General features: G+C 31.5%; 15 protein-coding genes and 1 tRNA gene. 9 read left to right on the top strand and 7 right to left on the bottom strand.

The features are described from left to right. Positions 1–38 precede the first annotated feature (38 nt). The 3 genes from ureG to ureE are packed head-to-tail and all read right to left on the bottom strand — an operon-like array spanning position 39 to position 1,782. On the bottom strand, positions 39–650 hold the full coding sequence (gene ureG / locus JJ842_00990) for an urease accessory protein UreG (protein MBO6970486.1): 612 nt from the start codon (positions 648–650) through the stop codon (positions 39–41). 3 nt (positions 651–653) lie between these two features. Beyond that, the gene (locus JJ842_00985) at positions 654–1,340 is read right to left on the bottom strand and encodes an urease accessory protein UreF (GenBank protein MBO6970485.1); all 687 of its coding nucleotides are present in this window, start codon (positions 1,338–1,340) and stop codon (positions 654–656) included. Continuing rightward, the gene (gene ureE, locus JJ842_00980; protein ID MBO6970484.1) at positions 1,333–1,782 is read right to left on the bottom strand and encodes an urease accessory protein UreE; all 450 of its coding nucleotides are present in this window, start codon (positions 1,780–1,782) and stop codon (positions 1,333–1,335) included. The genes JJ842_00985 and ureE overlap by 8 nt, the downstream gene beginning before the upstream one ends. Positions 1,783–1,830: 48 nt before the next feature. On the opposite strand from ureE, the gene JJ842_00975 reads away from it, so the two are divergent. The 4 genes from JJ842_00975 to ureC are packed head-to-tail and all read left to right on the top strand — an operon-like array spanning position 1,831 to position 5,123. Then, positions 1,831–2,733: an urease accessory protein UreD gene (locus JJ842_00975; protein MBO6970483.1), complete on the top strand. Its 903-nt coding sequence runs from the start codon at positions 1,831–1,833 to the stop codon at positions 2,731–2,733. A gap of 50 nt (positions 2,734–2,783) precedes the next feature. Next, a complete protein-coding gene (locus JJ842_00970) occupies positions 2,784–3,086 on the top strand; it encodes an urease subunit gamma (protein ID MBO6970482.1) in 303 nt (100 codons plus the stop codon). A gap of 2 nt (positions 3,087–3,088) precedes the next feature. After that, a complete protein-coding gene (locus JJ842_00965; protein MBO6970481.1) occupies positions 3,089–3,409 on the top strand; it encodes an urease subunit beta in 321 nt (106 codons plus the stop codon). Positions 3,410–3,413: 4 nt separating this feature from the next. Beyond that, complete coding sequence (gene ureC, locus JJ842_00960) at positions 3,414–5,123, top strand: urease subunit alpha (protein MBO6970480.1); 1,710 nt, start codon at positions 3,414–3,416, stop codon at positions 5,121–5,123. On the opposite strand, the gene JJ842_00955 is transcribed toward ureC, so the two are convergent. Further along, the gene (locus JJ842_00955; GenBank protein ID MBO6970479.1) at positions 5,120–6,346 is read right to left on the bottom strand and encodes a glycosyl transferase; all 1,227 of its coding nucleotides are present in this window, start codon (positions 6,344–6,346) and stop codon (positions 5,120–5,122) included. The genes ureC and JJ842_00955 overlap by 4 nt on opposite strands. A gap of 49 nt (positions 6,347–6,395) precedes the next feature. Between JJ842_00955 and JJ842_00950 the strand changes: the two genes are divergently transcribed. From JJ842_00950 to JJ842_00935, 4 genes are all read left to right on the top strand, one after another. After that, a complete protein-coding gene (locus tag JJ842_00950) occupies positions 6,396–8,156 on the top strand; it encodes a sugar phosphorylase (GenBank protein MBO6970478.1) in 1,761 nt (586 codons plus the stop codon). A 2-nt stretch (positions 8,157–8,158) separates the two neighbouring features. Beyond that, on the top strand, positions 8,159–8,956 hold the full coding sequence (locus JJ842_00945) for a mannosyl-3-phosphoglycerate phosphatase-related protein (protein ID MBO6970477.1): 798 nt from the start codon (positions 8,159–8,161) through the stop codon (positions 8,954–8,956). Between the two features lie 4 nt (positions 8,957–8,960). Next, positions 8,961–9,905 (top strand): kinase, encoded by a 945-nt coding sequence (locus JJ842_00940; protein ID MBO6970476.1) that lies wholly within the window; start codon positions 8,961–8,963, stop codon positions 9,903–9,905. 93 nt (positions 9,906–9,998) lie between these two features. Further along, positions 9,999–10,226, top strand: a complete 228-nt coding sequence (locus JJ842_00935) for a DUF1830 domain-containing protein (protein ID MBO6970475.1) — start codon at positions 9,999–10,001, stop codon at positions 10,224–10,226. 413 nt (positions 10,227–10,639) lie between these two features. Here the strand turns inward: JJ842_00935 and JJ842_00930 are convergent, their stop codons facing one another. After that, complete coding sequence (locus JJ842_00930; protein ID MBO6970474.1) at positions 10,640–10,912, bottom strand: hypothetical protein; 273 nt, start codon at positions 10,910–10,912, stop codon at positions 10,640–10,642. 67 nt (positions 10,913–10,979) lie between these two features. Between JJ842_00930 and JJ842_00925 the strand changes: the two genes are divergently transcribed. Then, a complete protein-coding gene (locus JJ842_00925; protein MBO6970473.1) occupies positions 10,980–11,780 on the top strand; it encodes an undecaprenyl-diphosphate phosphatase in 801 nt (266 codons plus the stop codon). A gap of 209 nt (positions 11,781–11,989) precedes the next feature. Here the strand turns inward: JJ842_00925 and JJ842_00920 are convergent. Then, positions 11,990–12,063: transfer RNA gene (locus tag JJ842_00920), tRNA-Pro, on the bottom strand. Between the two features lie 27 nt (positions 12,064–12,090). Continuing rightward, the gene (gene msrA / locus JJ842_00915) at positions 12,091–12,819 is read right to left on the bottom strand and encodes a peptide-methionine (S)-S-oxide reductase MsrA (protein ID MBO6970472.1); all 729 of its coding nucleotides are present in this window, start codon (positions 12,817–12,819) and stop codon (positions 12,091–12,093) included. Between the last annotated feature and the right edge of the window lie 18 nt (positions 12,820–12,837).

The raw sequence follows: 12,837 nt of genomic DNA, 5'->3' as shown, positions 1-12,837 counted from the left end.
TTTTTGTTGAATCCAATATATAACAAATAATTATTTTTCTATTTTCGATTGCGGGGTATATGTGATTCTAAAAATCGAATTATTTCATCAGCACCACTGCCGCTACTGAGGTTTGTAAAAAACCAGGGTTTCCCTTTTCTCATAAATTCCGTATCACTTTTCATAATATTTAAATCTGCACCAACCATATCTGCCAAGTCAATTTTGTTTATTAACAATAAATCTGATCTTGTTATCCCTGGTCCTCCTTTTCTAGGAATTTTGTCTCCTGCCGATACATCAATAACATATATTGATAAATCTACAAGTTCGGGACTAAAACTAGATGCTAAATTATCACCTCCACTTTCTACAAAAATAAAATCTAAAGGATTGTATTTATTTTCTAATTCAAAAACTGCATTTTTATTTAGAGAACAATCCTCTCTTATGGCTGTATGAGGACAACCTCCTGTTTCTACTCCAATAATCCTTCCTTCTTCTAATACTTTTTTATTTATAAGAAATTTAGCATCTTCTTTGGTGTAAATATCGTTGGTGACAACTGCTATCTCATAATTTTTTTTCATTCTTGTGCATAGAGTCTCTACTAATGCAGTTTTTCCAGAACCTACAGGCCCAGCAACTCCTACTCTCAATTTACTGCTCATAAATTAATTTCTAAAAAGTTTTGTATAAAGGTCATTGTGATTTTGTTGTGCCATTGCTAAACCTACATTGCCAAAATAGATGTCATCAATTTCTTTGTCCATAATTTCTTTAGAAACTTTTGAAATTATTTCTAATAAATCTCTCTGAATTAATTGTGCTTTTGTCGAACCAATAGGAATAATTCTTAATGCTGCACTAAGTTGGTTTGAACTCCATGCGTAGAAAAAATTCTCAACCATTTCTAACTTCGTAATTTCAAAACAATAACAAGCCCAACTCCACGCAAATGGCCAGGAGTTTTTTTTATTTTTTTTATATAGATATTCAAATCCAAATTCTTTGTTTAGATCGAAGAGAGATTTTGCCATTTGAGTTTGTTGTTCTCTCATTTCGATACAGTCTTTTGATGAGAGGATCCATTTATCCAAACTCAATAGCTTTTGCAAATTACTTTTAAAATTTTTCCCTTCGTTTAACTCTTTAAAAATATCAAAAAAATCTAATAATAGTCTTGCATCTAGTCTAATCTGGCCAATTTCTAGTTCACTAATAATTAATTCTTTTATCGAATTTGAGTCTTTTAAATCTTTGGTATTTAGGTAACTCTCCAATCCCTCCGAATAACAAAATCCTCCAACTGGTAAGTTAGGGCTTATTAATAAATATTTTAATAAGTGACTTTTACTCATGACTATGGGCACCTCTTTCCGGAAAAAATTTTTTCTGGGTATACACGATATCAACATTAAAATTTTTAATCATATTTTCAATTACGTAATCACTTTTTGTTAGAAGAATGTCTTCTGTAATTTCTACTTCTACATGCCTATTTCCTAGATGATAAGCAGTCTTAATAAGTTCAATTTTAGAATTTGAACTTATTTCAAGTAAATTTTCTGTTTGGGCAATTATCTCTATATAAAAATTGGACTCATTAGTTGAAAGAATATCTCCATCATTTAATATGCCCTCTCTTGGTAATTGTAAGATTATTTCTTGATCACAATCAGTCAATCTTTTACCTCGTAAGAGTCTTCTTTCATCTGAACTTAGGGTAAGTTTTAAAAATGACCCTAATCGAGGTTTTTCTTTAATCCAATCAGTTACAACTATTTGTTTATTCATTCTCATAATCAAAATTTTTGGTTACTTTAACTTAGTGATTAAAGAAAACAATTTATGATTAAAACTTCTTGGGAAGGCAATTGTTTCTTAAATTTTTTCAATAATAAAACAAGTTTAGGAAATGTTGATAAAACAATCTTTAAATCTAAATCAACTTCTCCTTACAAGTTATTAAAGGCTACTCATGATCAGGAGGGCAGGTGCATTTTACCTGTTCTTCATACTGCAGGGGGATTGGTTGGAGGTGATTTACTTGAATTTGAGGTAAATCTTGAAAAAAACTCTAAGGTATTGTTGACTACTTCTTCAGCTCAGAAAGTATATGGATCTGTTGGGATATCTAAAATTAATCCAAAAGGAACTTTTTCAAAGCAAAAAAATTTAATAAAGATTCTTGACAATTCTCATTTGGAATATCTCCCCCAAGAAACAATTATCTTTGCAAATGGTTTATATGATCAAAAGTTTAAAGTATCTATCTCAGAAACTTCAAGTTTTTTATTTACCGATTTAATAAGACTTGGAAGATCTTCATCCGGAGAATCTATTGAGAGGGGAGTTTTTAGGTCTAAATTAGAAATTATGAGAAATAATGAGTTATACGATGATTGGGAATATGTTGATCAGATTGAATTATCTAAGTCAAGTTATGTGGCCAAATCAGGTATGGATTACATGCCTGTTTTTGGATCCTTAATTTGGATTTGCGAAAAAGATTTTTCCAAGTCAAAAATAAATAATCTTGTGGGAAATATAAAAATGATTTTCAATGAAACAGATAATAATTTATCTATTGGAATCCTTGAAAATGGAATCTCTGTAAGATTCCTAGGGAGTTCTTCTCAAGATGCTAGGGAATGTTTTTTTTGTATTTGGAAACAAATTAGGTCTCTTTGTGGTTTTTGTGAGCCAAAATATCAAGGTGTATGGCCTTTACAAGATTCTATGAATTATTAATTATGTTCAGAAAGAACCTTTTTTAAAAATTTATAGATTAATTTTTTATTATGCATCTTTCACCTCAAGAAAAGGATAAATTATTGATTTTTTCTGCTGCGCTCTTAGCTGAAAGAAGGCTTAGTCGAGGTCTTAAGCTTAATTATCCTGAAACAATAGCTTTTTTGAGTTTTCAAGTTCTTGAAGGAGCTCGAGATGGAAAAAGTGTAAGTCAATTAATGTCAGAGGGAACTACCTGGCTTTCAAAATCACAAGTTATGGAGGGCATTCCTGAAATGGTTGATGAAGTCCAAATTGAAGCAGTTTTCCCTGATGGGACAAAGTTAGTTACTATTCACAATCCGATTAACTAGTTATGAGTAATTTAATTCCCGGAGAAATAATTCCTGAACAAGGTGAAATCGAATTAAATCTTGGAAAGGAAGTTAAAACAGTAAGAGTTTCTAATTCTGGAGATAGACCTGTGCAAATTGGATCTCACTATCATTTTTTTGAAGCTAATAAAGCTTTAATTTTTGATCGAGAATTAACATATGGTATGCGTCTTGACATTCCTGCAGGAACAGCAATTAGATTTGAACCTGGAGATACAACTGATGTTAAATTAGTTCCATATAAGGGTTTAAGAATGGCATATGGTTTTAATTCGTTGGTTAACGGTTCTTTAGATACTTAAAACTATGTCCTATAAAATTGACAGAAATACTTATGCGCAAACTTACGGACCCACTACCGGAGATAGAGTAAGGCTTGCTGATACCCAACTTTTTATAGAAGTAGAAAAGGATTTAACTACGTACGGAGATGAAGTTAAATTCGGTGGAGGTAAAGTTATTCGAGATGGGATGGGACAGTCTCAAGTAAGAAGAGCAGATGGAGCTGTAGATACGGTAATAACTAATGCTTTGATCGTAGATTGGTGGGGAATAATTAAGGCTGATGTGGGTATAAAGGATGGAATGATTTTTGAAATTGGTAAGGCTGGTAATCCTGATATCCAGGACAATGTTGATATTATTATTGGTGCATCGACAGAAGTAATAGCTGGAGAGGGGCATATACTTACTGCGGGTTCAATAGATACCCATATTCACTTTATCTGTCCCCAACAAATTGAGACAGCACTAGCCTCAGGAATCACAACCATGTTGGGAGGAGGAACTGGACCTGCAACTGGCACAAATGCAACTACTTGTACTCCGGGTTCTTTTCATATTTCAAGAATGCTTCAATCTGCAGAAGCATTTCCCATGAATTTAGGTTTTTTTGGAAAAGGAAACTCAACAAACGAGACCAATCTTATTGATCAGGTTGAAGCTGGTGCATGTGGATTGAAGCTTCATGAGGATTGGGGAACGACTCCCTCTACAATAAATTCTTGTCTTAATGTTGCAGATAAGTTTGACGTACAAGTATGTATTCATACTGATACTTTGAATGAGGCAGGCTTTGTTGAAGACACCATCAAAGCCATTGCAGGAAGAACTATTCATACCTTTCATACCGAAGGAGCAGGTGGAGGTCATGCGCCAGACATTATTAAAATTTGTGGAGAAAAAAATGTTCTTCCAAGTAGTACTAATCCAACAAGACCTTATACCAGGAATACATTAGAAGAACATCTTGATATGTTAATGGTTTGTCATCATTTAGATTCAAAAATTCCGGAAGATATTGCATTTGCTGAATCAAGGATCAGAAGAGAGACTATTGCAGCTGAGGATATCTTGCATGATATAGGTGCTTTTTCAATTATTGCTAGTGATTCTCAAGCCATGGGAAGAGTTGGTGAAGTAATTACAAGAACTTTTCAAACCGCCCATAAAATGAAAGTTCAAAGGGGACCTCTATCGCAGGATTCTGATAGAAACGATAATTACAGAGTAAAGAGATATATTTCTAAAGTCACAATTAATCCTGCAATAGCTCATGGTATTAATAAACATGTTGGGTCTATAGAAAAGGGTAAAATTGCTGATTTGGCATTGTGGAAACCTTCCTTTTTTGCGGTAAAGCCTGAATTAGTTATTAAAGGAGGATCTATAGTTTGGTCCCAAATGGGTGATGCAAATGCTTCAATTCCTACTCCAGGACCTGTTCATGGTAGACAAATGTTTGCAAGTTTCGGACAATCTCTAATTAAGAGTTCTTTTACCTTTTTAAGTAAAAATTCAATTGATCAAAATATTCCAAATAAATTAGGCTTACAAAAGAAATGTATTGCTGTAGAAAATACCAGAAATATCAATAAATCATACTTAAAACTTAATAGTAAACTACCAAATATTTCAGTTGATCCTCAAACTTATGAAGTTTTTTCTGATGGGGAACTTCTTACTTGTGAACCTCTTGATGAAGTCCCAATGGCTCAAAGGTACTTTTTACTTTAAAAGTTTTTAATTAATTCTTTTTTAGTTGTTTTTATGTCTTGTGACCCAGCAATTGCCAAATCTTCTTGCAGTTTGTTCTCACAAGATAGAACTCTTGACCAACTTGGTAACTGCTGTGTCGTGGGACAAGCTAAGTAATCTTCTGTAGCAGGTCGTAATAGTTTCGCAAATTTTTGTACTGATAGCTCTTCTTCATGCCTATCGTATGGAAGTTGATTAACTGCTGAATCTAGTCCAAATTGTTTTACCCGATCTTCTCCAACTCTTTTGTAAAGAACTTCTAATGTTGCTAGCTGAGTACTCGTTAAAGTCTCTGCTTGATGCTCCATCAGACCTCTTAAAACACTTGAAAGTATTTCTTTACACATTTTTTGTAATCCTTCTTTAGAAGAATCGCCAATATTCTTATGTTTATGATCAAACAAACCTAGGTCAACTTGGGCTATTTTGGAGGTTCTTACGTTTCTATATACCTCTGATAATAAACCTATCTCTAAACCCCAGTCACAAGGAATTCGTAAATTCATAGCAAGATCTTTAGTAAAGGCAAATTCACCTGCTAATGGATATCTAAATGATTGAAGATATTGTAGAAAGGGCCCCTTTCCTACTAATTGCTCAAGACTTGCCAATAAGGGACCCACAAATAATCTTGTTGCTCTACCTTGTAATTGATTGGTCTCTAAGGATAACCTGCTGTAAAAAGCTTTTACATATGATATTCCATATGATTCATCCAGAAGTGGAAGTATCATTCTTGAAGGATACAAAGAACTAAAAGTTCTTATGTCAGCATCAAAAAGAGCAACAACTTCTGATTTTCTTGTCGCAACTCCTATACCTTGCCAGACAGCCCATCCTTTACCTGGAGTTCCTAAAAGTTCTAACCCATTTTTTTCTTGGCTTTTTAATAATTCTATTACAGATGGAGAATTAGTCCATTGAACATGAACTGGAAATGGCATTGAGTCAAAAAATGATTTTGCTGCATTAACTTGCTCAACAGTTTTTGCAGAAAGAGCAATAACTAATTCATTTAAGCCTGTAAGGTCTTTTAAAACTTCTCTTATGTCTTTTAATGCTGGACGCTCAAACTCCTCATATAAGCAAGGTATTAAAATGCTAGTTGATCTTTTTTTAAGACTTTTGTTTAATTCTTTAAGTAAATTTCTCGTAACTCCATATTCATGTATTGTTGTGATTAACCCTTGTTGAAAGTCCATTTTCTAATTGATGTGCAGAATAGTATTAATACTTCGTTGATTTTTCAAAGTGAAGCAAATTGATTCAGAGAAAAAAATAGATAGATTAAAGATTGATAAATTGCTAAAAACAATTTATTCAAATAATACTACAGAAGAAATTAATTTTATTTCAAATCAATTATTACAGATTTTAGATGATTTCTCAGAGAAATCTGCTTATGAAGAAAAAAGAGATAAGGAAAGCTGGAATGAATCTCATTCGGTTTTGATAACTTATGCAGATAGTATTTATAAAAATGGCGAGGCAACATTAACAACTCTTAATGAATTGTTAAGTAAACATTTTGGCAGTCTTTCTAAAGTTGTACATATTCTTCCTTTTTTGAAATCTACAAGTGATGGAGGTTTTGCAGTCTCAAGTTATGATTCCTTAGAAGAAAAATTTGGTGATTGGGATGATCTCAAAAGTATTTCTAAAAATCATGATTTGATGGCTGATTTAGTCCTAAACCATGTTTCATCATCTCATCCATGGGTTCAACAATTTATTAAATGCCAAGAACCGGGCATATCAAATGTTTTTTCACCAAAACAAAATCTTGACTGGTCTAATGTAGTTAGACCAAGAAGTTCCTCCTTGTTTTCTCAAATAAATACTGAAGATGGCCCTAAACAAGTTTGGACAACTTTTGGTCCAGATCAAATTGATTTGAATTGGCATAATCCAAAAATGACTCTTGAGTTCTTAAATTTAATTATTAATTATTTATCTAATGGAATTAAATGGTTAAGACTTGATGCTGTAGGTTTTATTTGGAAGGAATCAGGTACAACATGCTTACATTTGCCTAAAGCGCATTCTATAGTAAAACTCTTAAGAGTTTTTTTAAATAATCTTCTTGATGAGGGAGTTTTAATAACTGAAACTAATGTTCCCCAAAAGGAGAATCTGTCTTATCTGATTTCTGATGATGAAGCCCATATGGCATACAATTTCCCATTGCCTCCCCTTCTTTTAGAGGCAATTATTACTTCAAGAGCTGATATTCTAAACTCATGGATTTTTGATTGGCCCATATTACCTGAAGGTACTACTTTATTTAATTTCACTGCATCGCACGATGGTGTTGGGTTAAGAGCTCTTGAGGGTTTAATGAATGAGCAGAGAATTAAAGATTTATTAATTAATTGTGAGAAAAGAGGCGGATTAGTAAGTCATAGACGTTTATCAAATGGTGATGATAAACCTTATGAATTGAATATTAGTTGGTGGAGCGCAATGGAAGACTCCAGTAGAGATGCTAAAAGATTTCAATATGAGAGATTTATTTTGAGTCAATTATTAGTAATGTCTCTGAAAGGGGTCCCTGCATTTTATTTGCCAGCATTACTAGCTTCAGAAAATGATATCAAAAGTTTTTCTATGACAGGTCAAAGAAGAGACCTTAATAGAGAAAAGTTTAAAGCAGAAAATCTTTTAGCCGTTTTAAGTAATCCTGAATCTAACGCTAATAAAAACTTAAAATATCTCCGCAATGCTATGGATGTCAGATCAAAATTAAAGCAATTTCACCCTTGTTCACAAATGAAATGCTTGTCTAAAAGTAGAAGTGATATTGTTGTAATCAAGAGAGGTAATGGTCCTGAGTCAGTTTTTGCAATCCACAATATGACTGAAAATAAAATTAATTATCAATTGAATGATAATGATTTACCAAAAATAATTGATAATGATTTCAATACCCATGATTTTTTAACATCCACTAAATACAATTGCAAAAATATTAGCCTTGATCCTTTTCAAGTAATTTGGCTTGGTGCTTTATAAAAATGATAGAAAATTCTTCTATTTGGGTAGTAAGTGATGTAGATGGTACTTTAATGGATCACTCATATGATTTATCACCTGCTAAAGAAACTATTAAAAAACTACAAAAATTATCTATCCCCGTAATTCTTTGTACAAGCAAAACTGCTTCTGAAGTAAAAGTTATTAGAAAGGAACTTAACTTGACAGATCCTTATATTGTTGAAAATGGTGCAGCAATATATGGTGAATCTCTTAAAAGAGTAAATGGAGAAATTATTCTTGGAATGAAATACGAATCTCTTGAGGAAATCTTAAATTTTATTTCTGGTGAAATCGATTATAAACTTACTCCTCTTAATAATCTCACCAATCAAGAAGCCACTCAGCTTACAGGTTTAGAAGGGAACTCATTGAACTTAATGCGTGATAGGCACTGGAGCATGCCTTTTTTAAATCCGCCAAGTTACTTAGAAGAGAAAATTAATATCTGTTGTAAAAAATTCAATGTTGATATTTTTAAAGGAAATAGAATGAGTCACTTATTATCGACAAAATCGAATAAAGGTAAAGCAATTAATGTACTTAAAGAATATTCAAATGTTCAAAATATTGAAATAATAGGTTTAGGCGATTCTCCAAATGATTTACCTCTACTTTTAAACTCAGATATTAAAATTGTTATTCCTGGAAAAGATGGACCTAACTTAAATTTACTAGCTCAATTAGAAGATTTGGAATTTACTTTAGCTTCTGAACCAAATGGATATGGTTGGAAAAATGAAATTAATAAATTGATAAATAAGCGAGAACTAAGTTAGAAAGATGAAAGATTTAGATATTAATTTTCCTCTTGATAAATTTGAAAAATTAATTATTGATATTGGTTGGGAATCCTTGGATGATTGGTTCAATTTTTGGAATAATAAAAGAAATATTCTTTCAATTGATCAATATTGGAGCAATAAAGTAAATGATGATTGGATTTGGGGTTTGGCATTACCTCTTTTATCTCAGGCTTATAAATTTCAAAATAATTTTTCTGATAGAAAAATTATTGGAATCTCAGCTTTACCTGGTACCGGTAAAACAACATTAGGTAAATGGCTCGAAGCTATATCGTTAAAATTAAACTTTAAAATTGCGGTTATTTCAATTGACGATTTTTATCTCCCATCGAATGAAATGAAATTAGCAATTAAGAATAACCCTTGGAATGTTTCAAGAGGGTTTCCTGGTAGTCACTCTGTAAAATTAATGCATGAAAAATTATTAAATTGGAAGATGAATGGAGAATTAAATGTACCAGTTTTTGATAAATCTTTAAGAAATGGTTTAGGTGATAGATCTCATTGGAGATTAGAAAATCCTGATTTATTAATTCTTGAGGGATGGTTTTTGGGAATAAGACCCTATTCTAATGACATAACTGATCGACCCATAAATAAAACAAATTTGAGTCTTCATGAATCATCTTATGTATTAAAAATTCAAAAAAACCTAAACGAATATTTAGATGTTTGGACTTTAATAGATAATATTTGGCACTTAAAGCCCTTGAAGATTGAATATATGAATATATGGAAATCAAATCAGGAAAAAGAAATGTTTTTAAAGAAAGGTAATGCCCTTAAAGATGAAAATTTATCTAATTTCTTGAGAATGCTTAATGTCTCAATTCCTCATAAAAGTTTTGATGTTATAAAATCCTACGCGCTTTTATTAATTGATCAACAAAGAAATTTAGTTGAGGCTGGATTGAATTTCTAGCAATTTTTTAAATTTCTTTTTTTTCAGTAATTTTTTATACATTTTTTTCAGCTCTCAGTAGTGTTTAATTGTAGATATTTTTGCTGTTAAGAGATGGTTGAGTTTTCTTACAAAAATGAAAGCTGTAGGATGGTTGTCTTGAGATGTATTGGTCCATCAAATTTTTTCTTAGAGAGAGTTTTATTTCCAACTGACATTCTTACTTTTATGGCACCAAATGATTCAAGAGTTGAAATCTGGGGAAATGAATTATATGGTCCTAAGTTGGAAGAGAGAATAAGAATTTCGGCTGATAACGAAGATTCAACTTTAGTTGCATAGAACAGATATTTTCTAATTGTCTTCGAGTCAAAATTTTTTACAAATACCTAGTTTTTATTGATATTATCAAACTAGTTTTAGTTTTATAGATGTATTATTTTTCTTCCTTTGCAATAGGAGGTTTTGTACCTTCTGCAGCTATCGCCGGAGTGTTACTTTTAGTTGGTTTAGGAGCTTTCTTTTATCTTGGTATTAAAGGACCAACAGATTATTAAACATTAGTTAATCAACAAATTGTAATTTTTCATAACCTTTTAATAAGTTAACATTATGGATCTAACAACTATTTTATTTATATTAAGTTTACCTTTTGTTTTATTAACTGTTTATTTTGGGACAAAAAATGATTTTTACGAGAGTGAAAATTATAAAGGTGATGGCTGTGCTCACGATGTTAAGAGGTAACTTTATTCTTAATCACCTCCAAATACACAGGTCCATCTACTATCAAATTGCCAAACAGGTTTGTATATTTCATTAGTAATTTTTTCGCCCGCCTTATTACAGGTATCTAAATCTTTAATGGGAATAGAATGTAATGAAGGACTTGTTATTCCACTAACCTCTGGTCTTCCTCCTGGCCCTTGTCTATATGTTCCAATTATTAACCAATAGTTAGCTTTCGCAGAACCAGAAAAGATTAAGGAAAAAAGAAACAATAATATTAAGATAGATTTTTTTTTCATTTTTCCATACTACCTTTTAATTTTTAAATGTAAATTGCTATTAATAAATTAGGTAATTTAATAATTTTTGGAATATTTAAAATTTGTTTTATATGGATTAATTCAAGGGTTGACGGAATTTATCCCTGTAAGTAGTACGGCTCATTTAAAAGTTATATCTCTTTTTTTAGGTATTGATGATCCTGGAGCATCTTTGTCCGCAACTATTCAACTTGGAAGTGTTCTAGCCATAGCTTGGTATTTTAGGAATGATTTTTTTAATCTCAGAAGCCAATCTTCCAAAAAAATTCTTGAATATTTCTTACATGAAAGATTATTAAGGTCTATTTTGATTGGAACTATACCAATTGTTTTGCTTGGTGGGAGTATAAAAATATTTATCCCTTCTTTTTTTGAAAACGTTCTGCGTTCAAATTTATCAATAGCATTAGTCTCATTTCTAATGGCTTTTTTTATGTATTTGGCAGATAGTTCAAAAAGAGGTTCTATTAATATTAAAAACCATAATTATTCAAATAGTTTTTTAATAGGTTTCTTTCAAGCATTTGCAATTTTCCCTGGTGTTTCACGATCGGGGATCACTATTTCTAGCGCTTTAATATCAGGATGGGAAAGGGGAGATGCTGCGAAATTTTCTTTTCTTTTGGGGATGCCAGCTATTTCTCTTGCTGCGATTGTTGAGTTTATTTCTTCTTTTAATGATTTTTTTTCAATAGGCTTTCTTCCTCTTTTTGTTGGTCTCACTACTACATTTTTGTCATCTTTATTGGCAATAGATTTCCTATTAAAGTATTTTTCTTCAAATGGGTTGAAAATATTTATAATCTATCGAGTAATTTTTGGTATCGTAATTCTTTTAAATTTATAATTGGATGAAAAAATTTTTTTGCAATTGTGTTAAGGTTTTAAAAAAAATTCTTTCTAATGAACATTTTTATATCTTTCCAATTAGGTGAAGTGGAAGTGTCAAATCTTACTATATTGGTTTTAGCTTTTTTTTCTTCTTTTACATTCATAGCAGTAGGCATAAGTTCATATAAACTATACAAATCGCTTATAAATGAAGACGATAAGTAATCGGAACGGCGGGATTTGAACCCACGACCCCCACTACCCCAAAGTGGTGCGCTACCAAACTGCGCTACGCCCCGTATCTTTACTATAAAGATTAGATTGATTTAAATGTTATTCTTTATAGGATTGTTATCAGATCTCAATACACACTTGTCAACTTCCCAATTAAAGTTTTCCCATATATGGTCTTCTAATTTATAGTTGCTTCCAGTAAAAACTCCTAACTTAACTTTTGTAGGTGAAGCGGAACAGTACTGTCTGCTTCCAGCTGATGCAAGATATTGTTGATGATATTGTTCCGCATAAAAATATGAATCAATCATTTTTATTTCCGTTTCAATTAAACCAAGATTTTTTTTGCTTAGTTCCTTTTGATATTGTTCCTTACTGGCTAAAATAGTTTTGGTATTATTTTCATTTTTGTAGTATATTGCTGATCTATATTGGGTTCCCATATCATTACCTTGCCTGTTTTTTTGAGTAGGGTCATGACATTCCCAAAACATTTTTAATAAATCACTTACATCTAATTCCCTTTTATCCCATATAACTCTTACAACTTCCGAATGACCAGTTAAGCCTGAACATACTTCATAATAAGTTGGATTGTTTTTTTTACCTCCAGCATAACCTACAGAAGTCGTGACAACTCCAGGAAGTTTCCAAAAACATTTTTCAGCTCCCCAGAAACAACCACATCCAAAAATTATTTCATCTTCTTCTAGATTAGGATCTTTTTTGATATCTGTTTTTAATACTCTATGTAAAAAATAAGCATCATTAGTTGAATTTACCACCTCATTATTCATAATGTTTTTTAGAAATTTAAACATAATTTAAATATTTATTAT

The sequence above is a fragment of the Prochlorococcus marinus CUG1433 genome (genome assembly GCA_017644425.1).
Taxonomy (GTDB): domain Bacteria; phylum Cyanobacteriota; class Cyanobacteriia; order PCC-6307; family Cyanobiaceae; genus Prochlorococcus_A; species Prochlorococcus_A marinus_U.
Note: the sequence above shows the minus strand (reverse complement) of the source record. Positions and strands in the feature narration are given on the sequence as shown.

What these genes read in the sequence shown, in the direction of transcription:
- JJ842_00955 (MBO6970479.1), bottom strand. Translation starts at nt 6,346, where the DNA reads ATGGACTTTCAACAAGGGTTAATCACAACAATACATGAATATGGAGTT.
- JJ842_00930 (MBO6970474.1), bottom strand. Translation starts at nt 10,912, where the DNA reads ATGAAAAAAAAATCTATCTTAATATTATTGTTTCTTTTTTCCTTAATC.
- JJ842_00975 (MBO6970483.1), top strand. Translation starts at nt 1,831, where the DNA reads ATGATTAAAACTTCTTGGGAAGGCAATTGTTTCTTAAATTTTTTCAAT.
- JJ842_00945 (MBO6970477.1), top strand. Translation starts at nt 8,159, where the DNA reads ATGATAGAAAATTCTTCTATTTGGGTAGTAAGTGATGTAGATGGTACT.
- JJ842_00965 (MBO6970481.1), top strand. Translation starts at nt 3,089, where the DNA reads ATGAGTAATTTAATTCCCGGAGAAATAATTCCTGAACAAGGTGAAATC.
- JJ842_00935 (MBO6970475.1), top strand. Translation starts at nt 9,999, where the DNA reads ATGGTTGAGTTTTCTTACAAAAATGAAAGCTGTAGGATGGTTGTCTTG.
- msrA (MBO6970472.1), bottom strand. Translation starts at nt 12,819, where the DNA reads ATGTTTAAATTTCTAAAAAACATTATGAATAATGAGGTGGTAAATTCA.
- ureC (MBO6970480.1), top strand. Translation starts at nt 3,414, where the DNA reads ATGTCCTATAAAATTGACAGAAATACTTATGCGCAAACTTACGGACCC.
- ureE (MBO6970484.1), bottom strand. Translation starts at nt 1,782, where the DNA reads ATGAGAATGAATAAACAAATAGTTGTAACTGATTGGATTAAAGAAAAA.
- JJ842_00985 (MBO6970485.1), bottom strand. Translation starts at nt 1,340, where the DNA reads ATGAGTAAAAGTCACTTATTAAAATATTTATTAATAAGCCCTAACTTA.
- ureG (MBO6970486.1), bottom strand. Translation starts at nt 650, where the DNA reads ATGAGCAGTAAATTGAGAGTAGGAGTTGCTGGGCCTGTAGGTTCTGGA.
- JJ842_00970 (MBO6970482.1), top strand. Translation starts at nt 2,784, where the DNA reads ATGCATCTTTCACCTCAAGAAAAGGATAAATTATTGATTTTTTCTGCT.
- JJ842_00940 (MBO6970476.1), top strand. Translation starts at nt 8,961, where the DNA reads ATGAAAGATTTAGATATTAATTTTCCTCTTGATAAATTTGAAAAATTA.